General features: G+C 61.8%; 19 protein-coding genes. 7 read left to right on the forward strand and 12 right to left on the reverse strand.

What is annotated here, in order from left to right; all coding sequences use genetic code 11:
- Window positions 1–10: 10 nt before the first annotated feature.
- The 6 genes from VW35_RS16865 to VW35_RS16890 form a co-directional block, all read right to left on the reverse strand.
- A complete protein-coding gene (locus VW35_RS16865; protein WP_046144265.1) occupies window positions 11–787 on the reverse strand; it encodes an ABC transporter ATP-binding protein in 777 nt (258 codons plus the stop codon).
- Complete coding sequence (locus VW35_RS16870; RefSeq protein ID WP_152662642.1) at window positions 787–1,800, reverse strand: iron chelate uptake ABC transporter family permease subunit; 1,014 nt, start codon at window positions 1,798–1,800, stop codon at window positions 787–789. Before VW35_RS16870 ends, VW35_RS16865 begins: the two co-directional genes overlap by 1 nt.
- A gap of 149 nt (window positions 1,801–1,949) precedes the next feature.
- Window positions 1,950–2,882 carry a putative F420-0 ABC transporter substrate-binding protein gene (locus VW35_RS16875; RefSeq protein WP_046144266.1) on the reverse strand — a complete coding sequence of 311 codons (933 nt, stop codon included), beginning with the start codon at window positions 2,880–2,882 and terminating at the stop codon, window positions 1,950–1,952.
- A 3-nt stretch (window positions 2,883–2,885) separates the two neighbouring features.
- Window positions 2,886–3,713 carry a coenzyme F420-0:L-glutamate ligase gene (cofE, locus tag VW35_RS16880; protein WP_046144267.1) on the reverse strand — a complete coding sequence of 276 codons (828 nt, stop codon included), beginning with the start codon at window positions 3,711–3,713 and terminating at the stop codon, window positions 2,886–2,888.
- A gap of 11 nt (window positions 3,714–3,724) precedes the next feature.
- Window positions 3,725–4,723 carry a glucose-6-phosphate dehydrogenase (coenzyme-F420) gene (fgd, locus tag VW35_RS16885; RefSeq protein ID WP_046144268.1) on the reverse strand — a complete coding sequence of 333 codons (999 nt, stop codon included), beginning with the start codon at window positions 4,721–4,723 and terminating at the stop codon, window positions 3,725–3,727.
- A gap of 146 nt (window positions 4,724–4,869) precedes the next feature.
- Entirely contained in the window at window positions 4,870–5,871 is a 1,002-nt protein-coding gene (locus VW35_RS16890; protein ID WP_046144269.1) for a TIGR03842 family LLM class F420-dependent oxidoreductase, read from the reverse strand.
- 151 nt (window positions 5,872–6,022) lie between these two features.
- Here VW35_RS16890 and ligD point away from each other — a divergent pair, with 151 nt between their 5' ends.
- Complete coding sequence (gene ligD, locus VW35_RS16895; RefSeq protein ID WP_046144270.1) at window positions 6,023–8,566, forward strand: DNA ligase D; 2,544 nt, start codon at window positions 6,023–6,025, stop codon at window positions 8,564–8,566.
- Here ligD and pbpC read toward each other — a convergent pair.
- The 5 genes from pbpC to VW35_RS16920 all read right to left on the reverse strand — a co-directional run bounded on the left by pbpC (window position 8,563) and on the right by VW35_RS16920 (window position 18,335).
- Window positions 8,563–10,692: a penicillin-binding protein 1C gene (gene pbpC, locus VW35_RS16900; RefSeq protein ID WP_244465932.1), complete on the reverse strand. Its 2,130-nt coding sequence runs from the start codon at window positions 10,690–10,692 to the stop codon at window positions 8,563–8,565. The genes ligD and pbpC overlap by 4 nt on opposite strands.
- Entirely contained in the window at window positions 10,689–16,169 is a 5,481-nt protein-coding gene (locus VW35_RS16905; RefSeq protein ID WP_052951819.1) for an alpha-2-macroglobulin family protein, read from the reverse strand. The genes pbpC and VW35_RS16905 overlap by 4 nt, the downstream gene beginning before the upstream one ends.
- A 122-nt stretch (window positions 16,170–16,291) precedes the next feature.
- Entirely contained in the window at window positions 16,292–16,777 is a 486-nt protein-coding gene (locus VW35_RS16910) for an NUDIX hydrolase (protein ID WP_046144271.1), read from the reverse strand.
- Between the two features lie 106 nt (window positions 16,778–16,883).
- Window positions 16,884–17,261, reverse strand: a complete 378-nt coding sequence (locus VW35_RS16915; protein WP_046144272.1) for a response regulator — start codon at window positions 17,259–17,261, stop codon at window positions 16,884–16,886.
- A 78-nt stretch (window positions 17,262–17,339) separates the two neighbouring features.
- A complete protein-coding gene (locus VW35_RS16920; protein ID WP_046144273.1) occupies window positions 17,340–18,335 on the reverse strand; it encodes an SDR family oxidoreductase in 996 nt (331 codons plus the stop codon).
- 672 nt (window positions 18,336–19,007) lie between these two features.
- Between VW35_RS16920 and VW35_RS16925 the strand changes: the two genes are divergently transcribed.
- The 5 genes from VW35_RS16925 (at window position 19,008) to VW35_RS16945 (ending at window position 24,274) form a co-directional block, all read left to right on the forward strand.
- Window positions 19,008–20,345: an extracellular solute-binding protein gene (locus tag VW35_RS16925; protein ID WP_046144274.1), complete on the forward strand. Its 1,338-nt coding sequence runs from the start codon at window positions 19,008–19,010 to the stop codon at window positions 20,343–20,345.
- Window positions 20,346–20,413: 68 nt separating this feature from the next.
- On the forward strand, window positions 20,414–21,298 hold the full coding sequence (locus VW35_RS16930; protein WP_046144534.1) for an ABC transporter permease subunit: 885 nt from the start codon (window positions 20,414–20,416) through the stop codon (window positions 21,296–21,298).
- A gap of 10 nt (window positions 21,299–21,308) precedes the next feature.
- Window positions 21,309–22,226 (forward strand): ABC transporter permease subunit, encoded by a 918-nt coding sequence (locus VW35_RS16935; RefSeq protein WP_046144275.1) that lies wholly within the window; start codon window positions 21,309–21,311, stop codon window positions 22,224–22,226.
- A gap of 8 nt (window positions 22,227–22,234) precedes the next feature.
- The gene (locus VW35_RS16940; RefSeq protein WP_046144276.1) at window positions 22,235–23,347 is read left to right on the forward strand and encodes an ABC transporter ATP-binding protein; all 1,113 of its coding nucleotides are present in this window, start codon (window positions 22,235–22,237) and stop codon (window positions 23,345–23,347) included.
- A 15-nt stretch (window positions 23,348–23,362) separates the two neighbouring features.
- On the forward strand, window positions 23,363–24,274 hold the full coding sequence (locus tag VW35_RS16945) for a TIM barrel protein (RefSeq protein WP_046144277.1): 912 nt from the start codon (window positions 23,363–23,365) through the stop codon (window positions 24,272–24,274).
- 1 nt (window position 24,275) lies between these two features.
- Here VW35_RS16945 and VW35_RS21665 read toward each other — a convergent pair whose 3' ends face one another.
- Entirely contained in the window at window positions 24,276–24,473 is a 198-nt protein-coding gene (locus tag VW35_RS21665) for a hypothetical protein (protein WP_046144278.1), read from the reverse strand.
- On the opposite strand from VW35_RS21665, the gene glgX reads away from it, so the two are divergent.
- A complete protein-coding gene (gene glgX, locus VW35_RS16955; RefSeq protein ID WP_046144279.1) occupies window positions 24,472–26,556 on the forward strand; it encodes a glycogen debranching protein GlgX in 2,085 nt (694 codons plus the stop codon). The genes VW35_RS21665 and glgX overlap by 2 nt on opposite strands.
- Window positions 26,557–26,648: the final 92 nt, after the last annotated feature.

Here is a 26,648-nt window from a genome sequence, read left to right on the forward strand (position 1 = left end):
TTAACCGGGGTTATAAGGCCGTCTCGAAAACGATGACTGGGCCGACGGGCCCTTGAATGCGTCGAGCCTCAACGCCATAGACGTCTGCAATCAGACGCTCGGTCAAAACTTCCATCGGCGCCCCTTCGGCCACCACGCGACCATGGTTCATCACCACGAGCCAATCGCACCGCGTCAGTGCAAGGTTGAGATCGTGCAGTGCCATCAAGACGGTGCAGTCCTCGGTTGCGAGACTCCTGAGTAGAGCAAAAACCTGCAATTGACCGCGGATATCGAGACTGCTCGTCGGCTCATCGAGAAGCAGGAGCTGCGGCTGCTGCGCCAGCGCCCGCGCCATGTGCACGCGCTGCTGCTCTCCGCCCGACAGCGTGGCGAACTGCCGTCCGGCAAATGCCGACATTCCGAGGCGTGACAGGGCTTCCATGCAGCTTTTTTCGTCGGCCGGATCCGGTCCCGAGGCCCAGGCCGGTGCAAAAGGGATGCGTCCCAGGGCAACGACCTCGGCAACTGTGAGTCTTTCCTCTGTCGTCGCCGCCTGCTCGACATAGGCACAAAGGCGCGCCCGAGCGCGCCTATCCAAACCTAACAAATCATCGCCGCTAAAATGGACGGTCCCCTCCACGGGCCGGTTCAAGCCGACAACAGTGCCGATGAGCGTCGACTTGCCGGCGCCGTTCGGCCCCACGAGCCCGGTAATTTTTCCGCGTGGTGCAGTGAGATCGACCCTATCGACGATCGGCGGCCCGCCAAGCGAAATCGTCAGTCCTCGCACTTCGAGGCCGGTCATCACGTGATCCGCCTATAGCGCATGAGAATGAGGAGGAACGCCGGCGCACCGACCAGCGCGGTCACTATGCCCACCGGCAATTCGCGTGGATCGAACAGCGCCCGCGCCAGCGTGTCGGCCCACAGCATGAAGATCGCCCCGACCAGCATCGTCGCTGGCAGCAGTCGCCGGTGCCCCGACCCCACTGCCAGCCTCACGGCATGAGGAACGACCAGTCCGACAAAGCCAATGGCACCGCCGATCGCGACCATGATCCCCGTAAGCAGCGCCGAAGCCAGCAACAGCATCCAGCGCAATCGCACGACATCCACCCCGAGGCTCGCCGCCGCCTTGTCGCCAAACGCAAAGGCATCGAGCCCGCGCGCCGAAAGGACCATGAACGGCGCGCAGATCATTATCGCCCCCGCAACCAGCGCCGCATCGATCCATGTCGACCCGCTCAGCGAGCCCATCAGCCAACTGAGGATTTCCCGATAGGAATCTCCCGTAGCCGACCAGAAGATGATGAACGAGGTTGCCGCCGAAGCCAGCGCCGAAATCGAAATGCCGGCGAGAATAGCCCGCACTGGCGTTGTCCCGCCCAAAACCTGCGTCACCGCAAGCGCCAGACCTAACGCTGCAAGCGACCCAATGAAGGCGCCTAGCGGCACGAACGCCGTCAGCCCAACCACGACCAGCGCCACAGCGCCGAGCGCCGCCCCCGATGACAGCCCCAGCAGGTAAGGATCAGCCAGCGGATTGCGCGTCAGCGCCTGCATGACGGCGCCTGCCAGCGCCAGCCCTGCCCCAACGCCAAGCGCCGCGATCACTCGTGGGAGGCGCAAGTCCCAAACGATGGCATCGCGCAACCGAGACACCGGGCTTTCGGGAATAAGGCCGAGGTGATGGAGAATGGTGGTCCAGACTTCAGCGGGGTTAATGTCTGCCGGGCCGAAAGTGACGGCGAGGACAGCGCTGGCGAGAAGCAAGAGCCAGAGGGCCGCGAAGGCGGTGGTGTGCAGTGATCGGGTCACGCAAACACACCCTCCCGACCTTCCCCATCAAAGGGGAGGCGAAGGCCGGTGCGTGGGACCCGATCCTGCCAGAAACTCAATGTGACACCACCCCCTTGATGGGGGAGGTTGGGAGGGGGTGAATTAAGTCTATACGTGATCACCAAGCCTCAAAAACTCAGCCCAGCCAACTGCCCGGCCAGATCCACCGTCGCCGGCACATTCCTCACACCCGCTTCCGAAGCCGGGAACGGAATAATCAGATACTGCTCATTGATCACCGCATCCATCTTCGAGGTGATCGGATTTTCCGCCAGCAGCTTCTTCTTCGCTTCGGCCGAGTTCCAGGCCGCATCCACGAGGACGATCACATCGGGATTGGCGTCGACGATCGCTTCCCAGCTCGCCTGCGTCCAACCTTCGTCGACATCGGCGAAGATGTTCTTGAGCCCCAATGCCTCCAGGATCATTTCCGGCGCATTGCTGCCCGCGCCGACATAGGGCGTCTTGGTGCCCGAGGAATACCAGAGCGCAGTCAGGCCACGATCATCCGCCTTCACTTCGGTCAGTGCCGCCTTCTGCTCCTCGATCAGATTTGCCGCCGCCGTCTCGACATTGAAGATCGCGCCCATCTCGGCGATCTCGGCGAAAAGCTGGTCAAAGCTGAGCTTTTCCGGCTTAACCGAGCGACAAGCCGCCGGCGCGACATAGCTCGTTATCCCCAGTTCTGCCAGCGCTGGCCGTTCGCCTGCGCCATCAGCCGCAAAATTGCTTTCCCAGCCGCCATAGATGAAATCTGGCTCGGTCTCGAGCACAACTTCCTGCGACGGCAATTTGTCGGACAGCACGGGAGTATTGCTGTTCGCAAAAGGTTCAGGCAGCGGACCATCTAGAAAAGCAAGGCCCACCAGCCTGTCCTCAAGCCCAAGCGCCAACAACAGTTCAGCCGCCGTCGACTTGATTGCGACGACCCGCTGCGGCGCCTGGTCGATCGTCAGCGCCATGCCGCAATTGTCGATCTCAACCGGATAATCCGTCGCGAAGGCCGGCACGGCAAAAGTGGCCAGCGTGGTGGCGGCCAAAAGATACGTGAAAACACGCATGGGTCAGTCCTGCTTTTGCTCTTTCGAGCGTTCGTGAGAAATCTTGCCGCGCTTCATTTCCGCCATCGCGGCCTCATAGCCCAGCCGATAGGCCTCGGCCGAGCCGAAGCGGAACATGTCGTCATCGCCGGTGCGCACCAGGGTTCTTGCCCCCGGTGCGTCGAGCCCAGCGACGAGCCGCCCCATGCCGCGCACGACAGCGACGGGAATGCCCGAAGTCTTGCCCTTGACGAGGTCCGCAGCTCCGGCCAACTCGTCGGCCACCACAGCCATGGTCACATGCAGCGGCCGCCCATTGGCGTCATTGGCGCCGCGCAGATCGTCCGTCAGCTGCAGCCCCGCTGCGCCGATTGCAAGATCCGTCTGCCCCACGCGCCATGGCCGCCCGACAGTGTCGGTCACGATAATGGCGAGCCGAACGCCGAACCGATCCCGCAATCCCGCACACAGCGCCCGCGCCGAGCGATCAGGGTCTTCCGGCAATTTCAACGCAAAACCTTCCGGCACATTGGACATGTCCAAACCGGCCGCCGCCATGATCATGCCCTGCTTGGTCTCGACGATCCGCGTCACGCCACCAGGATGCACGCGTTCGGCCACGACCCGCACAGTATCGTCGGCGATTGCCTTTTCGCGGTCCACGGCCGGCACCATGCGCCCTTCGGCCTTGGAAACGATCTTGCTGGTCACGACCAGAATATCGCCATCCCTCAGCGCATGCTCTGCTCCCATGGCGGCGATCGCATCACCGATCAGCGCCACGAGATCATCGCCCTCGGCAATTTCGGGAATGCCGGTCACGCCCCAAACAGTGAATGCTGGCACCGACATCGTCGTCTCCTTCAGCCCAGCGCTTTCAGCCGCGGCAGGATTTCCTTGGCATAAAGGCTCAGAAACCGGCTCTGGTCCGTCCCCGGCGCATGAAACACCAGGTGGTCGAACCCATAGTCCATATAGGTCTTTATCTGCGCCACGTGCTCCTCGGGATCGCTCGACACGATCCAGCGCTTCGCCACCCGCTCGATCGGCAATTGATCAGCCAATCGTTCCATCTCTTCGGCATCCTGCACCGAGTGCTTTTCCTCAGCCGAAAGCGACAGCGCCGCCCAGTTCCGCGTGTCGTTCAGCGCGCGCTCGGCATCGGTATCGAACGACACTTTTACCTCGATCATCCGCTCGAACGGCTTATCCGCCCGCGTCGACTCCTGGCATCCCACGGCAACGTTGGGCAGCAATTCATCGACATAGAGCGAAGCACCCTTACCCGACGTACAGATGAAGCCATCACCCTCTCGCCCGGCAAACTTCGCATTCAGTGGTCCACCCGCCGCAATATAGATCGGCACCATCTCGTCGGGCTTGTCATAGATCGTCGCGTTGACAGTCTTGTAATACTGCCCCTCGAAACTAACCCGATCCTCGCTCCAAAGCTGCCGGATCAGTTTTATGGCCTCCCGCAACCGCGCCGAGCGCTCTTTCAGCTCCGGCCATTCGATCCCGGTGGCCGGCACTTCATTGAGCCCCTCGCCCGTCCCAACGCCCAAAATGACGCGCCCAGGAAACATCGCCCCCAAAGTGCCAAAGGCATGCGCCACGACCGACGGATGCAGCCGAAATGTCGGCGTCAGCACCGATGTCCCAAGCGTTATCCGCTCCGTCTTGGCGAGCACCGCTGCCATCCAGGCCGGTGCGAACGGCGCATGGCCATCGGTATGTTTCCAGGGCTGGAAATGGTCGCTGACGAACACAGAATCGAACCCGCCCTGCTCCGCCTCGATGGCGAACTGCAGAAGCTTATTGGGTGAAAACTGCTCGGCCGAAGCCTTATATCCAAACCGCATTTTTGGTCTCCTCCGAAGCCCGGCGGGTACCCCCACCTAACCTCCCCCTCGAAGGGGGAGGGACAAATCCGTTCTTGCCGCGTCGCCAATAAGCCACCGGCAGATCCCTCCCCCTACCAGGGGGAGGTTAGGTGGGGGTCAAACCTTCAGCGGAACGCCGGAATCACATGCCGCCCATAGCCGGCAATGATCTCTTCCTCATCGCCACTATCGAGATAGATGTTGAACTGCGTCACGCCCGCCGCCTCGAGCTCACGCACCTTGGCGACATGCTCGTCGGGATCACCGAGTACGCAGAAACTCTCCACCACATCGTCGGTAATGAAATCGAGAAACGGATTATCCGCCTGCCCGTGCTTGGAGTAATCATAGCCACGGCGCTTCTCGATATAGCTCGTCAAGCTCGCCGGCACCTTGCCGCTTTCCGTCCCATATTTTTCAACGATATCAGCAACGTGGTTGCCCACCATCGCCGGGAACCATTTTACATGTTCGATCGCCCGCTTCTTGTCGCCAAAATAGGCCGGCGCCGCCGCCATCGAGCGATAGTTAGACATATCCTTGCCCGCAGCCGTGCCCGCTTCGATGCATTGGTCCGTGAACCACTTGCAGAGCCCCGGATCGGCAATCTGCAGCACTACACCTTCTGCGCTTTCGCCCGCTGTCTTCAGCGCCAGCGGACCATAGGCCGCAATCCAGCTCGGCATGTCGTGGCCAACCGCCCAGGGAAACTTCACCGGCGCGGGGATTTCGCCATAGGAAACCTCTTCACCGCGCACCATGGCCTTGGTCTTGTCGATGAATTCGGCCACGCGTTTCAGCGTCGCCGGCTTCTTGCCCATGACGCGCATGGACGAGTCCCCGCGCCCTACCGCTAGATCAAACCGCCCGCCGCTCTGCTTGGAAAGCGAGCCAAAGATCGACGCCGCCACCGACCAGTCGCGCACGTCAGGATTGGTGACCAGCGGCCCGAACCGCATCTTGGTCGTGTGCTCCATGCACATGGCGATCGCCGCATAGCAGTCGCGCCACAGGATATGTGAATCATAGAACCAGCAATAATCGAAGCCGGCGAACTCGGCAGCGCGCACCAGGTATCGCGCCCGTTCTGCCTCGATGAACCCCTTGAAGGTGATGCCGAATTCCATCGTCCCGTCCCCACGTTCCCTTCGGCCAAGAAATTTGACCAGTCAGTCAAATTTTGACCGGCGCGGGGTGATTGTCAACTGGGCTTTGTGGGCCGGAACGCGCTCGCCCCATCGACGTTGAGTCGCCAGAAACGACCCTCGGGAGCCGATCATGGCCAGCAAGGCGCAGGACCTCTTAACGGACTATAAGGCCAAGCGAAATTTCGCCAAGACGCAGGAGCCGGCCGGCGCCGCTCCCAAGGCCGGCAAGTCGGCGCGCGGTAGTTTCGTCATCCAGAAGCACGATGCGACGCGCCTTCATTATGATTTCCGTATCGAACTCGATGGCGTCCTCAAGAGCTGGGCCGTCACCAAGGGGCCCTCGAACAATCCCGAAGACAAGCGTCTCGCTGTCCGCGTCGAGGATCATCCGCTCGAATATGGCGGCTTTGAAGGCATGATCCCCGAAGGCGAATATGGCGGCGGAACCGTCATGCTCTGGGACAGGGGCACCTGGGAGCCCATTGGCGATCCGCATGAGGGGCTCGAAAGCGGCGACCTCAAGATGCGCATCTTTGGCGAGCGCCTCAAAGGCGAATATGTCCTCGTCCATATGAAGGGAAGGGACACCAAGCGCAAAAGCGGCCCCCCACGCGAGAACTGGCTCCTCATCAAGCACAAGGATTCCTACGCCCGGGACAAGGACACCCTGACGACGCGCTTCACGCGCTCCGTCGCCTCCGGCCGCGATTTCAAGCAGATCGCCAGCGGCGCTGCGCCGAGCAAGGAGACCGATGTCGAGCCTGATGCCGTCTGGCATTCCGACACGGAAGAGGCGGAAAAGGCCGACCAGAAGACCTGCACACCCGCTCGGAAATCAGCCAAGGGCAAAACGCCCGATTTCCGCCCGGTCCAACTCGCCACCCTCGTCGATACCGTCCCATCCGGCCAGGATTGGCTCTTTGAGATGAAATATGACGGCTATCGCTGCCTTGCCGCCATCGAAGGCGATGCTGTTCGCCTCTTCACACGCAGCGGTCTCGATTGGACCGAAAAGTTTGGCGCCCTTGTCGAACCGCTCCAGAAGCTAAAAATCGGCTCGGCGGTGATCGACAGTGAAATCTGCGCATTCGACAGCAAAGGCCGCACGGATTTCTCGACCCTCAAAAACACGCTCACCAATGGCGGGCGCCTTGAATTCTTTGCCTTCGACCTCCTCGAAGCCGACGGCAAGGACCTGACCAAGCTCCCCCTCATCGAGCGCAAGGCGCGGCTCGAAAAGCTGCTCGGAAAATCCGGCCGCGAACACCCCGTCCAATATTCTTCCCACGTCCGTGGCCACGGTCAAAAGGTGCTCGACGCCCTCTGCAAGGATGGCCATGAGGGCGTCATCGCCAAGCGCGCCGACGCGCCCTATCGCGGCGAGCGCAATCGCGATTGGCTCAAAATCAAGTGCCTCAAGCGCCAGGAATTCGTCATCGGCGGCTGGTCGCCCTCGACCAAGCGCAAGGGTTTTGCCTCTCTCCTCCTCGGCACATGGGAAAAGGGCAAGCTCCTCTATCGCGGTCGCGTCGGCACCGGTTTTACGCAGAACCTGCTGGTCGAAATGGATGCCAAACTCGAAAAGCTACCGCGAAAAACCAATCCCTTCGAGGCTGTGCCCCGCGAGCGTGTCCGCGGCGTCCATTGGGTCGAGCCGCAACTCGTCGCCGAGATCGCCTATACCGAATTGACCGAGGACGACATTCTCCGCCACCCTTCGTTTATTGGTCTTCGCGGCGACAAGCCAGCCGAGGAGGTCAAGATGGAAAAGGCTCAACCGCTCGAACATGATGGCGAGGAAGTCGCCGAGCGCCTCGGCGTTCGCCTCACCTCGCCAAACCGCGTCGTCTTTCCCGGCCAGGGCATCACCAAAGCCGACCTCGTCGCCTATTACGAGGCCGTAGCCGAGGTCATGCTGCCGCATATCGCCGACCGCCCCCTCAGCCTCGTCCGCTGCCCACAGGGCCGCGCCAAATATTGCTTCTTCCAGAAGCACGACACCGGCGGATTTCCCGAAGAAATCAAGTCGACCACCATCACGGAAAAGGACGGCGAACAGCAGGACTATTTCTACGTCGACGATCTCGCCGGCCTCATCGCCGGCACCCAGATGAATACGCTCGAATGGCACATCTGGGGCTCGCGCCGGCAAACCGTCGAAACGCCCGATCGCCTGGTCTTCGACCTCGATCCTGATGAGGGCCTCGGATTCGATACGGTCATTTCAGCCGCAGAGGAGATTGCCGCGCGCCTCACCGACATGAAGCTCAAGAGCTATCCCATGGTTTCGGGCGGCAAGGGCATCCACATCATCGTGCCCTTGAAACCCGAAGTCGAATGGCCCGAGGTCAAGGAGTTCTGCAAGACCTTTGCCCAAAACCTGGCCGAGGACGAGCCTGATCGCTTTACCGCCAATATGTCGAAGGCCAAGCGCAAGGGCCGGCTGTTTCTCGACTATCTTCGCAATGAGCGCGGCTCGACCGCCATCTCTCCCTGGTCCGCCCGTTCCCGCGAAACCGCACCCGTGGCAGTCCCGGTGTCATGGGACGAGGTCAAGACATTGAAAGCTGCCAATCTCTTTTCGCTCGACGCCGCGGCTGCGCGCGCCAAAAGCGAAAATCCGTGGCCCGATTATTTCAAGATCAAGCAGAGCCTCAAGGGCAAGCTTGGCTAATTGAGGAACACCGTGACGCTGTCGCCCCTGCCCTCGGCATCGACCACAGACAGCGTCACATAGCCCGGCCCATCCGGCGTCCACGTATCCTGCCGCGCAAACTGCGAACGTCCGAAGGGCGCGCCATTGGCAAAGAAGGTAAAGGGTGGGACGCCATTGCGGATTTTCACCACCAGCGGCGATTGCGAGCCTGCGCCGAGCCCAAGATCGACATCGACCCCGTCGCCCGGAAAGGCGATTTCAGGCGAAGACACGCGGGCCACGAGGTCTTCGTCCGGATGGCGGAAGCGCTTCAGCGGCGCAGGCAGTTCAGTGTTGGACGCAAACAGCACGCCCGGCGGTGCTTTTGGCAACGCGGCCTTGCGACTGCCGAGGCGATCGAAGGCTTCAAAGAGGATCGGGGCCGCGCCGGTAATCCCCGAAAGCCCCGGCACCGGCGCGCCATCGGGCCGCCCAACCCAAACGCCGATGACCGTCTTGCCGTCAAAACCGATCGCCCAGCCATCGCGATAACCGTAGGACGTGCCGGTCTTATAGGCGATCCGGCCCGGCGAACCATTGAGGGGCGGCGGCACGTCGGCCAGGATATCAGCGACATACCACGCCGCCACGGGATCGAGCACCGGCGCGGTCAGCCCCGGCTCCGGCAACGGACCAAGCCCATCATAAAGATGCACCGGCTTGCCGCCATTGCCGATCGCCGCATAAACGGAAACGAGGTCGCGCAGCGTGATGCCAACGCCGCCAAGGCCGACCGCAAGGCTCGGCGCGGTATCGACCGGCAGGCGCGGATCGGCATAGGCGCGCCGCAAGCGCGAGACGAGGCGCGCTGGCCCAACCGCATCGAGCACGACCACGGCGGGAATGTTCAGCGACTCCGTCAGCGCGTCGTGAATAGTGACCGTGCCGCGGTTGAACCCGTCGAAATTGACCGGCACATAGCCGCCAAAGGCGGTCGGCCGGTCCTCGATCAGGCTTTCCGGGTGCGCGAGACCCAGCTCGAAGGCCAGTCCATAGATCAGCGGCTTCAGCGTCGATCCAGGGGAACGGATTGCCGTGGTCATATCGACGAAGCCGCTACTCTCCGTTGCCAGCAGCCCAGCCGAGCCGACCGATGATAGCACCTCGCCCGTCCTGATATCCGCAGCAAGAATGGCCACCGACACCTTTGGATCGATCAACCGCGCCCGCGCCGAAGCCAGCCGCTCCAGCGCTTCCTGCAGCCGCTTGTCGAGCGTTAGTCCAATCGTGCGCGCCTCTGGCTCGGCGCGCACCGCCGCTTCGGCCATGTGCGCGGCCATCATCGGGAACGGCCGGCGCGCCGTGGGGATCGGCTCAAGCTTGGCCGCCCGCGCTTCTTCCTCAGCGATCGTGCCGATGGCCACAAGCCGATCGAGCACCATATTGCGGCTTGCAAGAGCCGCTGCATGATCGCGGTCGGGCCGCCGCGCCTCGGGCGATTGCGGCAGCGCCACGAGCAGCGCCGCCTCCGCCGTCGTCAACCGCGTCGGCTCCTTCCCGAAATAGGCAAGGCTCGCGGCGCGAATGCCTTCGATGTTGCCGCCATAAGGCGCCAGCGTCAGGTAAAGATCGAGGATTTCGTCCTTGCTGAGCTCCGTCTCGAGCCGGCCCGCATGGACCATCTGTTTCAGCTTGCCATAGGCGTTGCGCGTCGGCTGGCCTTCGATCAACCGCGCCACCTGCATGGTGAGCGTCGAGCCGCCCGACACCACGCGCCCGCCAGCCAGAAGAAATTGCCCCGCCGCCCGTGCCATGGAATTCCAGGCAATGCCTTCGTGGCTCATGAAGCCACGATCCTCATAGGCGAGCAGCATGTCGATGAACCGCTTGTCGACCGCTGCCCGGGTCGTCGGCAATCGCCAGCGCCCACCATCGGTTGTGAATGGCCGGAGCAAGAGCCCATCGCGATCGACGACCTCAGCCGACACCGGCAGCGTCGCGAGGTCCGGCGTCGGCGGCAACGTCTGCGCGATCGTCGTCATCCAGGATGAAAGCTGGATCACCCCGGCGAGCACCAACACGAAGACTGAAAAGCCCAAAAGCGTCAGCCGCGCCACCCAGGGGCGCGGCTGTTGCGGCTCGGGCTTCTCCTCCAACACCATCATGGGGTGTTGGAGGTGATCTCGATGGCGGCGGCATCCGTGTTCGCCCGGAATTCGGGGCGATACATGTCTTCCACCGTCGCGCCCGGCAGCACGAACGTCCCCGGCGTCACCGCCCGCACGAGATAGGCGGTGGTGATAGTGCCGGCATCGGAAGAATAGCGATACGCCGCCACATATTGGTCGGTTCGCGATTCCACGTGGTTGGGCGTATTAAGGCTCAGCCAGTTGAAATCGGAGACACCCTCGCCGTCCGACAGGTTCGGATTTTCGATCTCGAAGCCCGCCGGCAGGGGATCGGCCACCACATACTGCCCGGAACCGACGCTGTCCGCCCGGATGCGCAGGACGACGACCAGACGGTCATTCTGCGCCAACGTTCCGTCGGTCGGATCGACCGGCGTCCCATCGACCGAATAATAGTCGCGCTCGATGGTGAAGCCATTGCTCGAGGCTGCAGGCGGCTTTTCAGGATAACCGGTCGCCGTCACCTTGGCCTCGGTATCGGACGATCCCGCATTACCGATTTCGATCGGCTGGAAATCGGTTTCGTCAAAGCGGCGATAGACCTGTCCCGTCAGCGCCTCGCCGTTGAGGGTAATCGAGCCATCGGTGCTGCTCGCTCCAAGCGCGGCTGCGGCGAGGAGCGTCCAGGTGTCTTCCTGGGTCGAGGTATAGTCGGCCCGGTCGCGGAGCTTGGCCAATTGATTGGCCAGGGCGCGCAGGTCGACGGCAGTCGGCTTGAATTCGGCTGCCAGCGCCAGAACACCTGCCATATCACGCAGCCTGCTGCCATAGTCGGCGCGATATCCGTTGTTGCGCGGAGCATCGAAGCCGTCGAGGGCGGCCTTGAATGCGTCATTGGCACGCGTGCTGTCGCCATATAGGGCCAGTGCAGCGCCGAGCTGCGCTCGAGCCAGCGGCGTCCCGAGGGCGGTGAGCCGAGCTTCGAAATAATAGCGCAGATCGCCCATGGCTACGCGTCCGGCGCGGGCCAGATCGTAGAGCGCATAGGCGATGTCCTCGCCGCCATTGTCGAAATCGGCGGCATAGGAGAGCTGGTTCGAGAGATTATCGAAGGCCATGCTCAACGCCTGCTCCGGTACCGTGTAGCCTGCCGCCTTGGCCCGCTGCAGGAAGTCAGTGACAAAACTGTCGAGCCAGAGATCGCCACCGTCGAATGGTCCCCAGAGCCCGAAGCCACCCGAAGAGGACTGCTTAGCTAGCACGCTGGCAATCGCGTCGATCACCGTCTGGTTGAGCTTATCGTCCTCGGCCATGCCGATCATCTTGGCGACGTCGTTGAGATAAAGCAGCGGCAGCGCGCGGCTCGATGTCTGCTCGGCGCATCCATAGGGGTAGCGATCGAGCGAAAGCAGGAGGCCGGGCACGTCGAGCCGGGCGATCGGCCCGATCGCCAGGGTCATGGCGCCCGTATCAGCCATGAAGTCATCAAAGTAGCTGTCGTCGATCGTGACGCTTCCCCCGGCCTTGATCGGCACGAGGCGGCTTGTCGTCAGTGGCGCGCTGGTCGGGCGCACACCAAGAAGCAGATCCTTGGTCTGGCCCGATCCATCGGGCGCGGTGATCGTCAGCTGCAAGGGCCAATCGCCGATCTGCATGCCGTTGAGAGGCAGGTCGAGCGAGGTGCGCTCTCCGTCCCCGAGATCGACATCGCTGGTTTCAGCCGACGTCGAGATGCCCTCGCCGGTCGATAGCGCGACCTTATAGGTGCCGGCGGCTCCGCCGACATTGTTGATTTCGACCAGCAGCCGCGTCTCGTCGCCAACGCGGAGGAAGCGCGGTGGGCTCAGCGTCACGACCACCGGATCGCGCACGATCACATCGGCCGAGGCGTGCCCAACAGCCGACGCCGTCCAGGCCATGGCCATGACGCGCACCGTACCGGTGAAGTCGGGCATGTCGAAGGTGACCGTCGCGGTGCCGTTTTCGTCGACTTCGACGATGCCGGAATGGAGCGCGACCAGCACCGAGGTGGGCGGCGGCGTGCCGAGGCGCGAGCCTCCGCCATCACCGCCCGAACGCATGGCGCCGGCAAGGCCCTGGGTCGGATCGATCAGCGAGCCATAAAGATCGCGGATGTCCATGCCCAGCTGCCGCTGGCCGAAATAATAGTCATCCGGCGCCGGCACCTTGAAGTTGGTCAGGTTGAGAATGCCGAGATCGACCGCCGCAACGGCCACGAAGGCAGTTTCTCCCGCCGCGAGATTGCCGAGCTCGACCTTGGCCGTAAAGCTCTGGCGCGGCAGCGTTTCCTCCGGCGTATCAAGCTGGAAGTCGAGCTTGCGATCGCCCGGCTCGACATCGGCAAAGGCGAGGCCCAAGGCGCGCGACGGCATGCGCTTTTCGGCAGCATCGGACGGGCGATAGAGCACTGCCGTCACATAGGCGCCGGGACCCCATTCCTCGGTCACCTCGAGCGGCACGGTGGTTCCGCCTTCGGGCACATCGACCGCTTCCATCGAGATGACGCGATTGTCGATCACCATTACCAGCGCCTTGCCGGCAAATTGCGGGTCGAGCTTGAGGTTGGCCGTGTCGCCCACGCGATAGGCCGGCTTATCCAAGGCTACCTGTAAGGTGTCGGGCGTGTCGCTGCCGGCATCGGCATAATAGTAGCCGGCATAGAATTCATAGCTCGACGAGGTCTCGCCGTTCTCGACTTCGAGACGATAGGAACCCCAGCCGACATTGGCGCCGACGGTAACCGAGCCGCCCTCTGGCGTTGAGGCAGTGCCGTTGGCGACGTCGCGCGTCGAGGTGATGGCTTCCCATTTCCAGGTGCTGCCATCGCGATACCATTGATAGGTCGTCTCGATCCGCGACAGCGTCCAGCTGATGCGATCGGCGGCAATCTTTTCGCCTTCGGGCGACACGGCGATCAATTCGAACTGTGCCTCGCTGCCCTCCGCGAGCCCGCTGGCATCGGCAAAGACCGGCTTGATGCCGAGCCGCGTCGTTTCCGCCATGACCGGCCGGGTGATACTGCGTTCGATGGTGCGGCCATTTGTGTCGACAAGGCGCAGCAGGATCTGGGCTTCGAGCGGCCGCGTACTCACCTCGGCACTTGGCAGGTTGATCTCGGCGACCGCATTGCCCGTTTCGTCGGTCACTCCCACAGTGCCCAGGGGCTCGCGGGTCGTTTCAACCGTGTCGTCAGTGCGGCCAAAGGTGAAGCCGGGGAATTCAGGCAGCGTCGTGCGTGGCCGCAGGATCGCATCGGCCTCGATCGAAAGACCCGGCGCCGTTGCACCATAAAGATATTTCGCCGCGATATCGATGCGGTTGACCTCGTTCGCCCTGAACGGGCCGTCGTCCGCGGTGGTGATTTCGAAGGCAAGACGTTCCGGCTCGAAATCCTCGACCAGGAACGTCGTGCTGGCCAGCGCTTCGGCATTGGGGTCGGAATAAAGCCGCAACGTCCATGAGCCGCGCATGGCTTCGCTCGCCATCGGCAGGGCCGTGAAATATCCGCCCGCGCCTTCGTCATTGAGCAATTGGCTATCGGCGACGACGCCATCGGGTCGCTCGACTTCAAGGGTCAGCGGCAAATTGACAACAGCCTCGGCCTTGGCGTCGCGGAGGAGAGCCGTGAGATAAACCGTCTCTCCGGGGCGATAGACGCCGCGTTCGGTGGTCATGAAAAGGTCAAGCGGCCCCGGCGAGGGACGGCCCTCGACGCCTCGATCGGTCAGGTCGAATGCCGGCCGGGTGAAATCGAGGAAGGCATAATCGCCGTCCGATGTTTCAGCGACCAGCAATTGCGGCGCACGGCCCCCCTCCCCGCGCGCCAGGCCCGGCGCAAAAACGGCGCGGCCGTCACCGTCCGTGGTCGCTTCCCCAAGAATTTCATTGTTGACCGCGACAAGACGTACCGTCGCGCCGGCAACGGGCTCCGCCGTATCCAGGCTACGCACGAAGGCATGGACGCCGTCGTCGCCGGAAAGGCTCGTCAGGCCAAGATCGGTGACGATGAACCATTGCGTTGCCAGGTCGGTCCAATAGTCCGCTTCGGCCTCGCCCTTGACCTTTGCCGTGATGACATAGGCGCCCGCTTCCATCTGCCCGAGCGTGTCGGCGACGGGAATGGCGGTGGTGGTCAAGGCATTGACATCGCCTTGGGCAAGATCGACCTCGCCCTTCCAGACCTGCTCGCCGACCCGGTCGGCGATTTCCTCGGCGTCATATTCGGAAAGACTGCCCTGGAAAATGCCGTCACGCACAGCCGTCGCGATGCTGCGATCGCCGATGCGATAGATCATCACGTCGGCCGCTTCGGCATTGACCGAGGTGATCGGCAGGCCGCCGCCAAGCCCGGCCGGCATGACATAGGCATTGTTGGCAAAGCCGACGAAGGGCGCGCGATCCGGCACATAGACGTCGAGATCGACATCCTTGGCCAGTTCTTCGCCATCGGCCGATTTCAGCCCGGCACGGATTTTTATGGCGTAGCGGCTGCCATGCTGCACGCCCTCGACGCAGATCTGGTCATATTCGGTCTCGACCGAAACCTGGGGTGCATTGGCGACGGAAACGAAAGCGGAAAGATCGGTGCTGGCCAGCGGATTCGAGAAGGTGGCACAGATGCGCGGCGCGGCAGCTTCGGCGTCGACGACATGGTCGGTGACGCGGAACCCGTGCTGGGCCACGACGGTATCGAGATAGGCGTCGAGATCGGCATCGGGCACCAGTTTGAGGCTCAGCCGATAGGTTGCGATCGCCTCGCGCCACATCTCGCGATATTCGATGCTGTTGGCGAGTGCGCGCAGCGCTGCAGCGCGCGCTTCGATCGTCGTCGCGCGCAGAAACGCGTTCATGGCCGCGTTCGAGCCGACAAGGGAAAGGTCGTAGCTGTTGTCGCCTTCGGCGAGCCCCTTGACCGCATCGGCCCGGCGCAGTGCCGCTTCGGCCAAAGCCTGCCAAATCCGCTGGTCATTGCCATTGATCGCGAGCGCCTGGCGATAGGCCACCATGGCCGCCGGATAGTTTTCGGCCGCGACCTCCTCATCGCCGGAGGCTACGAGATCGGCATAAACCGCCTTCGGCGCCGGAGCATCGGTTTCGGGAAGCGCGTTGGCAAAGCTGCGCGCAGCATCGATGATGTCCTGCGCCGGAAATGGTAGTTCGGCCTGGCGCACCGCCTCGGTTACCGCCGGCGATGGCGCGCGCGACACGCGGCCCGATATGGCGCCATCGAACTCGACCTCGTCGCCGACATTGCCCTTGAGGAAACACCAGTTGGAGCGCGAGTTGAAGGTGAAGGCGCGGCAGATATTGTCGTCGGTGCACGCCGCTTCGCACGCATCGAGGTCGGTGTCCTTGACGATCGCATAATCGAACCCCGGCAGGTCCACGTCTTCGATGCGGCTTATCTTGGTTTCCGCTGCCAGCGGCACGGCGGCCATTGTCAGCAGAACGGCGCCCATGACGAAACGGATCAAACGGTGTCCACCCAGCATGCTGCCCTCCCAAGCGCGGCATGGCGGCATTTGAATGCCAAGGTCAACGCAAATGCAAGATGCAGGATCAGCCCGCAGGCCGATTCAGCCTCTGGACTGATAGCGGCTTTTGGGTCAGTGCGTCAGGCGACGGAGGAGCGCTGGAAGAGGCCTTCGGCAAGTTCGATCTCGCCCGCAGCGAGTTGACCGAGAAAGCGCGCGAGGTCCGGCTCATGGGCGAGTTTTGCAGCGTCTGCTGCCGGCACCCACTGACGCCGGCGCTGGCCCTTTTCCTTCCAGGCATCGCGCTCGCGGGTCACTGCCAGCGCGTAGATCGCCGCTTCGCCCGGCTTGCTGGTGCCATCGTTGAAAAGCTTGACGAAGTGGTAGACGCCAACGGGATCGCGCTCGACGACGCCGTCGACGCCTGCTTCTTCGAGCGCTTCACGTCGCGCGGCCTCGGCGTCCGTCCGGCCCTCCATCGGCCAGCCCTTGGGTAGCATCCACTTCCCGTTCGTGCGGGAGGTGATGAGCATGACCGACAGCGTACCATCCACCTCGCGGCGCCATGGTAGGGCTGCCACCTGATGACAGGCGCGGGTAGTGATGACGGAAGCGGTCTTGACCATTTATCCTCAGGATAGCAGCACGCCGATTCAGGAACAGAGTAAACTCTGCTCCTTAATGAGTGTTTGCGCAATTGCACACGCGTTCAATCTGGCATGAAAAAATGGCTTAGGCATGTCCAACGACATCGAGCAAGGCAGAAGCAATCTGGCGCTCGCTCGCAGGCTTTGCGAACCGTAGCACCTGTGCATATTGAGCCGGGATGGAATCGTCGTCATATCCGGTCGAGAAGATGAACGGCACGCTGCGGCGCCTGAGTTCGTCAGCCAGCGGAAACACCATTTGCCCCGCAACATTCAGGTCGAGCACCGCCCCGGCGATGTCCGGCAGACGATCGAGCCGCTCGAACGCCTTTTCAAGGTTGGGAACGGGGCCGATGACATCGGCCCCCATGGCTTGCAGCCGTTCGATGAGATCGGTCACGACCAGATAATCATCCTCGACCACCATGATCCGGCGGCCAGCAAAGGAATTTTCGTCCTGCATCAGGGGTCTCCTTCTGTTACGCAAACAAGTGGCGTCGGCCACGGTTCCATAAAAGGAAGCCCGGTAAACTCAGGATGATTATTCTCCTGATGGCCTATCCGAGAGCGCTTGCTCGCGGCAGATGCGATCGACAAGGGCGTCGAATTCCCCCTTTTCCGGCCGTTTCTGGGCAAGACGCTTCTGAAGATGCCGGATCGGTTCCTCCAGAATCGTCTCAAGGTCTTCGGCACACGTAAAGTCGCCGGCAACGCGCTTGACCTTGGAATTGTCGAAGATCGCCGTCCAGGCCTTGTCGCCCGTCAGCGGCCCGACCCACTCCGGGATGTACTTGACGAGGGTGTCGGTCGGCACATGGACGATCTTGGCCTCGACCCCGAGCAAGCGCCCGATGGCGGTCTGGATATCGTCCCAGATATGGGCGCGGTCATTGGTGATGTGGAAGATTTCGCCAAGCGCCTGGTTCTTGCCGAAAAGCCCGACAAAAGGGGCGGCGAAATCGACCGAGCGCGTCAGCGTCCACGGCGTATGCCCGTCGCCGGCAACGATGGTCGGCTCGCCGTCGAGCATGCGCCGCGCCATCACGTCGCTATCCCCGATCATCACCGGCAGGCCGGTGCGCACCGTGTGGCTTGGGCGCACGATGGTCCAGTTGAGCCCGCTTGAGGCCTTGAGCATTTCCTCGCAGGCGATCTTGTCCTGGCTATATGGCCAATAAGGATTGATGGCCGGCGTGTCCTCGGTGATCACATAGTGACGCGCCGGCTTTTCATAGACGGAAGCCGACGAGATGAAGACATACTGCCCACAATGGCCCGCAAACACTTCGATGTCGCGCTTGAGCTGTTCGGGCTTGAAGACGATGAACTGGCAGACGACGTCGTAATTGGCCTTTGCCAACGCAGCATAGTCATCGCCACCCAGTTCGCCCGTGATCGACGTCACGCCTGCCGGAAGCTCCTCTGGGCGCTTGCCGCGATTGAACACGCTAACCTTGTGTCCCTGTGCGACGGCCCGTTCGACGCACGAATAGGATATCTGCCCGGTGCCGCCGATAAACAGAACATTGAGAGCCATTTGAACCTCCTCCAGGGATTCGATGTTTTCGCCATCTAGGCACGCCCCGGCCCCTCGCCACAAGCCGAAGTCTTGCTTGGCTCGGCAGCAAACGCCGGCGCCGTGGCGTCGAACACTCTTTAACGATGTCGAAATCTGTCCTCACGGCGAGGGGGCGCCCCTCACCCTCGCGGATCATTTGAATAGCGTTTGCCATGGCCGGCGGCGCGATCGTGGTCGCCCACGGTCGCGCCTCTGGTCTTATCGACCCCAATAAAAGTGGGTTACCAGGGACTGCGCCGCCGCCGCCAAATGCGGGTCAGCGGCGCACCAATCAAAATAAGCAGAATGCATCCTGAAAGGACGCCGGCAATCATAGCGATATCCATGCGCGCTCTCTTGTCTGAAAAGACGGCGGACTGCGTCAGCGCGTACGCAATACTTAATCGCGCCAGCCAATAGTGACGCGTTTTGGTAAACGATACCCTAAGGCGGACCAAACTCGCGGCCATGTCTGCGTAACCCGCTCGCTCCGCACAATAATCACTGCACGCGAGTGCAAGCCTCCGGGCCAGCTTTCGTCTTATTGTCACGGAACTATCGGCGAACGGTCATCGGACTGACGGCTTAGCGTCAGACACGCCCCCTAAGAGTCGCGCCGCCTCAGCAGGCTCACTCATCGGGAGCGTCTTCATGACCAATATCCGACTGCTCACTGCAGCGTCGTCCATCACCCTTCTCGCCCTCGCCACTCCGGCCTTCGCGCAGACCAAGTTCGAATTCTGGTATGGCCTTTCCGGCGACCTTTCCGAGCGCGTGCAGGATATGTGCCGCGGCTTCAATGAATCGCAGTCGGACTACGAGATCGTCTGCGTCAGCCAGGAAAACTACGACAACACGCTGCAGAACACGATTGCAGCCTACCGCGCCAACAAACAGCCGACCGTCACCCAGATTTTTGACGCCGGTACGCTCGACCTGATGCTTTCAGGCGCCTACATGCCGGTCCGCCAGCTCATGGAAGACAATGGCTACGATATCGACTGGGACAACTACCTCTCTGGTATCGCGTCCTACTTCTCGACCTCGAAGGGCGAGATGCTCTCGCTGCCCTTCAACAACTCGACCGCCGTCATCTATTACAATACCGACGCGCTCGAAAAAGTCGGCTTCGAAGGCACGCCTCAGACCTGGGAAGAAGTCGAAACCGTCGCCCGCGCCATGAAGGAAGCCGGCTACGAATGCCCGATCGCCTTCGATCCATCGGGCGCCTGGCAGTGGTTCGAACAATTCTCCGCCATCCACAACCAGCCGATCGCCACCAAGGGCAATGGTTATGGCGGGCTCGATGCCGAAATGGTCGTGAGCCAGGGCAAGTTCGTCGACCAGCTCACCTGGATCAAGAAGATGTACGATGAAGGCATCATCGTTCACAAATCCAAGGATGCCGGCGAAACCGCCAACGACGCCTTCGTCAACGGCAAGTGCCAGATCACCTCGTCCTCGATCGCCGACCACGGCACCTTCGGCAAGCAGGCCGCCGAGGGCGTGCATTGGACCGACGCCATGCTGCCGATCTGGGAAGGCACCGAACGCACCAATTCGCTCGTGGGCGGCGCTTCGCTCTGGACCCTCAAGGGCAAGTCTGACGAAGAATACAAAGGCGCAGCCGCGTTCTTCAATTATCTCGCCCAGCCCGAACAGGCCCAGACCTGGTCGACCATCACCGGCTATGTCCCGGTCACCATGGCAGGCTTTGAAGCGATGAAGGCCAACGGCTTTTATGACGGAGCTCCCTACAAGGGCCGCGAACTGGCCATTGAATCGCTGACCTTCACCCCGCCGACCGAAAACAGCCGCGGCATCCGCCTCGGCAACTATGCCTCGATCCGCGCCGAAATGGTCAAGACCATGCAGGACGTCCTCTTCAACGACCGTCCGGTTCTCGAAGCGCTCCAGGCGTTCGACGCCAAGGGCAACGAAATCCTCCGCCGCTTCGAACAGACCTACAAGGGCGCCCAGCTCCCCTGATCGCCTGACGTGATCGCATGGGCGGCTCTCTGCTGCCCATGCATTTTCTTTTTTCTTGGGAGACGGCGATGGAACGACGCGCCTATTACCGCAACCCGGTCCTGCCCTGGCTTCTCATCGGCCCGCAGTTGATCCTGGTCCTCGTTTTCTTTTACTGGCCCACGACGCAGGCCCTCTATTGGGCATTCACCCTTGAGCAGCCCTGGGGCGGCGGCAACAGCTGGGTCTGGCTCGACAATTTCCTCGCCATCTTCCGGGACGGTGAATATTGGCTGACCGTCGCCCGCAGCGCCTTTTATGCGCTCTGTACGACAGGACTTTCGATGGCCGTGGCGCTGTTTCTCGCCTGCTTCGTCGATCGCGCGCTCAAGGGCACCAAGATTTTCCAGTCGGTCTATGTCTGGCCCTACGCCATTGCGGCCCCTGCCGCGGGTGTTGCCTTCCGCTTCATCTTCGCCCCGCAGTCCGGCATCGTTGGTTCGATCAACCAGATCTGGCCCGGCATCTGGGATCCGGCGACCAATGGCGTCCATGCGCTGATCATGATCATCATCTGCCATGCCTGGCTTGGCATCGGCTATAATTTCATCTTCTTTCTCGCTGCCCTCCAGATGATCCCGCGCTCGATTACCGAGGCCGGGGCCATGGACGGCGCGCGCCCGGTACGGCGCATGTTCGATCTGCAACTGCCGCTGATCGCGCCAACCGTCTTCTTCCTCCTGATCATGAACCTGATCTCGAGCTTCACCGACAGCTTTGGCCTTATCGACACGATGACCGAAGGCGGTCCGGTCGGCTCGACCGAGGTCATGGTCTACAAGATCTATTTCGACGGGTTCAAAGGCCTCGACTATTCGGGCGCCGCTGCCCAGTCGATCGTCCTCATGCTCCTCGTCATCGCGCTCACTTTCGTCCAGTTCAAATGGGTCGAAAAGCGCGTCCACTACAATTGAGGACGTCCCGATGATCGAACGCTCTCCTATCTTCAATTTCGTGACCTATGCCGCGATGACGCTGGGGCTGCTCGTGGTGCTCGTTCCGTTCTGGATCGTCATCGTGGCCGGAAGCCAGTCCCTGCAGGAAGTCAGCCGCGTGCCCATCGTGCTCTGGCCCTCCTCCCACCTTTGGGACAATATTGGGACTGCCTGGGCGCGGGCCGACCTTGGCCCAAAAATGCTCAATTCGCTGATCGTTGCGGTCGGCGTCACGACCGGCAAGATCGTGCTCGCCTCGCTCTCGGCCTTTGCCATCGTGTTCTTCAACTTCAAGGCACGCATGGTCTGCTTCTGGCTGATTTTCATCACCCTGATGCTGCCGCTCGAAGTGCGGATCGTCCCGACCTACGCAATCGCGGCCAATGCGCTGCTGCCGTTCCAGGTCATCCTCGACACACTGGGGATCACCGGGCTCGTCGAAGCCATTTCGAGCGTGCGCATCAGCCTCGAATGGAATCTGCTCAATTCCTATACCGGCCTGATCCTGCCGCTCGTGGCGACGGCCACCGGCACGTTCCTTTATCGCCAGTTTTTCATGACCATTCCGGATGAGCTGGTCGAAGCCTCGAAGATGGATGGCGCGAGCCCCGTCCGCTTCTTCTTCGATGTGCTGCTGCCGCTCTCGCGCACCAATATGCTGGCGCTCGCCACCATCATGTTCGTGTCGAGCTGGAACCAGTATCTCTGGCCCCTCCTCATCACCACCGATCGTGCCAATTACGGCACCGTCGTCATGCAATTGAAGGCCCTGATCCCAGCCCAGAACGGCACGCCCGACTGGAACGTCACCATGGCGGGCGCCCTCATCATCATGCTGCCGCCCCTTCTCATCGTTGCCTTCATGCAGCGCTGGTTCGTGCGCGGCCTCATCACCAAGGACAAGTGAGACTATCCATGGCTGCGATCAGCTTTTCCGGCGTCAAGAAGCGCTACCAGAAGAACGACGTCATCCATGGCGTCGATGTTGAGATTGAACCGGGCGAATTCGTCGTCATCCTCGGGCCATCAGGGTGCGGCAAGTCTACGTTATTGCGCATGATTGCCGGGCTAGAAGAGATTTCTGGCGGAACCATTTCAATCGACGGCACCGTGGTCAACGAGCTCGAACCGCGCGAACGCGGCTGCGCCATGGTTTTCCAGAACTACGCGCTCTACCCGCATATGAGCGTGCGCCAGAACATCGGCTATGCGCTCAAGGTCGCGGGCATGCCAAAGGCCGAGCGGGACGCCAAGGTGCTCAAGGTGGCGAAATCGGTCAGCCTTGACCCCTATCTCGACCGCAAGCCGGGCGAGCTTTCCGGTGGTCAGCGCCAGCGCGTCGCCATGGCCCGCGCCATGGTGCGTGAGCCCAAGGTGTTTTTGTTTGACGAGCCGTTCTCGAACCTTGACGCAAAACTCCGCGTTGCCATGCGTGCCGAGGTCCGCAACCTCCACCGCAGCCTGGGCGTCACCTCGGTTTTCGTGACCCACGACCAGACGGAAGCCATGACCCTGGCGGACCGGCTCATCGTCATGAACGCCGGTATCGTCGAGCAAGTCGGCAAGCCCTCCGAAGTCTATCATCACCCGGCGAGCCTTTTCGTCGCCGACTTCATCGGTTCGCCGGCCATGAATCTCGTGCGCGGCTTCTTTGCCGAAGACGGCTATTTCCGGCACGGCAATGGCGGCATGATCCGCTTACCGGGTCTTGCGCCGCATCACCTCAGCCAGGAAGTTTCGGTGGGCATTCGTCCCGAACTCGTGCGCCGCGTTGACGCCTCGGACAAAAACGCGATCCAGGCGACGGTCGACTACACCGAAGAGCTCGGCGCCTCGCGGCTGATCTACGCCCGCGCCGATGGCAGCACGATCATCGCCGTCGATACACGCGGCGACGCACTGGGCACTGGTATGCCGGTCCACTTCGCGTTCGACGAAGCCGATGTCCACGTTTTCAGCCACGATACCGGACGCCGCCTCGATGCGCCCGGCCGCACCCACCGCAGCTCTGCAACCGTTTCCGCCTGACCACTGGAGATTATCTTGCGCAATATCATTGGTACCGGCTTTAATGTCGGCTCGACCGACGGCGAACTCGACAGCTTTCACGAAGACATGCGCGCCCTCGCCGATATGGGCGTCGATACGGTCGAACTGGGTCTCACCAGCCTCGACCTGATCTCGGGCGGACGGATCATCCCCGAGCGCATGCAGCGGCTCGAAGCGATCACCAAGCAGTTCGACTTCCGCTACACCGTCCACGGCCTCGTTTCGTCGAACTTCATGGACCCGGTCACGCAGCGCTATCAAATCGATGCCGCTAAGGCCCTGATCGAAGTCTGCGATCGTCTCGATGCCCGCGTCATCGTCCAGCACGGCGGATGCCTCCGCGCCGACCAGATCGCCGAGCGTGCTGGTGCCGACGAGCGTGAACGCGAAGCCCTGACCGAGCTCGCCGACTTCGCCCGCCCCTATGGCGTCCGCATCGCGCTCGAAAACATTTTTACGACCGAACTCGGCCAATATCGCCAGACGCCGAGCCAGGTGGCTGAGACGGTCAAGGCCGTCAATCATCCAAACGTCGTGGCGCTCATCGATTTCAGCCATGCCTATATCGAAAGCACCTATCGTGGCCTCGATTTCTTCAGCGAAATCAGCGCCATGGCGCCGGTCACTGGCCACCTGCACGTTCACGACAGCTTTGGTCGCCCACAGGGATTCTACAAGCCCTTCCACCCGCAGGAAAACACAGCCATGGGGATCGGCGATCTCCACATGCCGCTGGGCTGGGGCGATATCGATTGGGATCGGATTTTCTCCGAACTCACTTTCCTCCCCGACACCGTCCTGATGATGGAAGTCGGCCGCCGCTATCGTGCCGAGCAGCCGGAAAGCCTGCGCCGTGCGCGCCAACTCGCCGGGCTCGCGATTCCCGACGCTGTTGCCGCCCAGTAAGTCATGCCTTCTCCCCTCCCGATGACCCGCCGGGAGGGGAGATTTTTATAGATTTTCCAAGCATCCAAAACACTTCGATCAGATCGCCGGGATGCCAATCCATCCCCTTGCTGACATGCGCATGCCTGCCCCGCATCGCGCCCGAGCAACCAACTTCGTGATCCACCGTTTGAGGCTCACTCAACTTGGGGTTTTCCATGAACGATCTTCGCTCTGTCAGTCGCGAAATCCTTGCCGGCGACTATTCTACCCTGGGCGCAAACTGGGATGGCGAGGGCACCAATTTTGCGCTGTTCTCCGCCCACGCATCGCGTGTCGAACTCTGCCTTTTCGATGAAGCGAGTGGTGCTGAAATCGAGCGGATCACCCTGCCCGAATATACCAACGAAGTCTGGCACGGCTATGTACCCGGCGTTGGTCCGGGCACGCTTTATGGCTACCGCGTCCATGGCCCCTATGAGCCCCTCCAGGGCCACCGGTTCAACCCGAACAAGCTGCTTGTCGATCCCTATGCCAAGGAACTGGTGGGCGAGGTCAAATGGTCGCCAGCCCATTTCGGCTACCAGACGGATTCAGAAGAAAAGGACCTGTCCTTCAACGAGGAGGACAGCGCCCCCTTCATGCCCAAGGCCCGGGTCGTCGATCCGCGCGCCTATGATTGGCGCGGCGACAAGAAGCCGAACATCGATTGGACCAAGACGATTTTCTATGAAACCCACACCAAGGGTTTCACGAAGCTGCACCCCGCAATCCCTGAAGAACTGCGCGGCACGTTCGAGGGCCTCGGCCGCAAGGAAATCGTCGATTATATCAAGGCGCTGGGCGTGACCTCAGTCGAGCTTTTGCCGATCCACGCATTCCCCGACGATTCATTCCTCATCGATCGTGGCCTCCACAATTACTGGGGTTACAACACCTTGGGCTTCTTCGCGCCCGCCAGCCGCTATTATGGCCCGAACGGCATCAACGGCCTGCGCGACACCGTCCGCGCCTTTCACGATGCCGGGCTCGAAGTCATCATGGACGTGGTCTACAACCACACCGCCGAAGGCAACGAGATGGGGCCGACGCTCTCTTGGAAGGGCATCGACAACTTCTCCTACTATCGCACCATGCCCGGCGAAGCGCGGTACTACATCAACGACACCGGCACCGGCAACACGGTCAATACCAGCCATCCGCGCGTGCTGCAGATGGTCACCGACAGCCTTCGCTATTGGGCCGAAGACATGCATATCGATGGCTTCCGCTTCGACCTCGGCACCATTCTGGGCCGCGAGCCGGAAGGGTTCGACCAGCGCGGCGGCTTCTTCGACGCCGTCGGCCAGGATCCGGCCCTTGCCAAGGTCAAGCTTATTGGCGAACCGTGGGATATCGGCCCCGGCGGCTATCAGGTGGGTGGCTTCCCGCCGGGCTGGGCGGAGTGGAACGACAAGTATCGCGACACGGTGCGCGACTACTGGAAGAACACCGACCACACCTCGACCGATTTTGCGGCCCGCTTCACCGGTTCGGGCGATGTCTATGACCATCGCGGCCGCCGCCCTTGGGCCGGCGTCAATTTCCTCACCGCCCATGATGGTTTCACCCTTCATGATCTCGTCTCCTACAACGAGAAACACAACGAGGCGAATGGCGAGGACAATAACGACGGCCACAACGACAACCGCTCCTTCAATTATGGCGTAGAGGGCGAGACGGACGACGAAGGCATCGTTGCCACCCGCGAGCGGCAGAAGCGCAATTTTCTTGCGACCTTGCTGCTGTCCCACGGCACGCCGATGATCCTTGCCGGCGACGAGTTCAGCCGTACCCAGGGCGGCAATAACAATGGCTACGCCCAGGACAGCGAAATCAGCTGGGTAAATTGGGATCTGAACGACAACGCCAAGGCGCTGCACGATTTCGTCCAGAAGCTCGTTGCCATCCGCCATGCCCAGCCGCTGGTCCATCGCGCCAATTGGCGCGACATGATGAGCGTCACCTGGCACAATCCCGGTGGCGGCGAACAGCAGGCCGCCCATTGGCTCGATGGCGGCGCTACGACGCTCGGCATCCGCCTCTCGCGCGATGATCTCAAGAACCAGGACGGTATCTGGTGGGAGCTCGTCGTACTCTTCAATCCCCATGATGGCGACGTCGATTTCGTCACGCCGGGCCGCGATGGTGCCGATAGCTGGACCGTCGAGATCGACACGTCCTACGTCATCGGCGAAGGCGCCAGCATCGAAGCTGGAAAGCCGGTTACGCTCCCGGGCCGCTCGCTCCTGCTCCTGCGCTGATCGTCATTCTGATGTCTCTGAACTGGCGGCCCCTGGCCGCCAGTTTCGTTTTCGCGTGTGGTGAAAGTTCTTGCAGCGCAAAAAGGCCCCCG

This window comes from Devosia soli (assembly GCF_000970455.1).
GTDB classification, from domain to species: domain Bacteria; phylum Pseudomonadota; class Alphaproteobacteria; order Rhizobiales; family Devosiaceae; genus Devosia; species Devosia soli.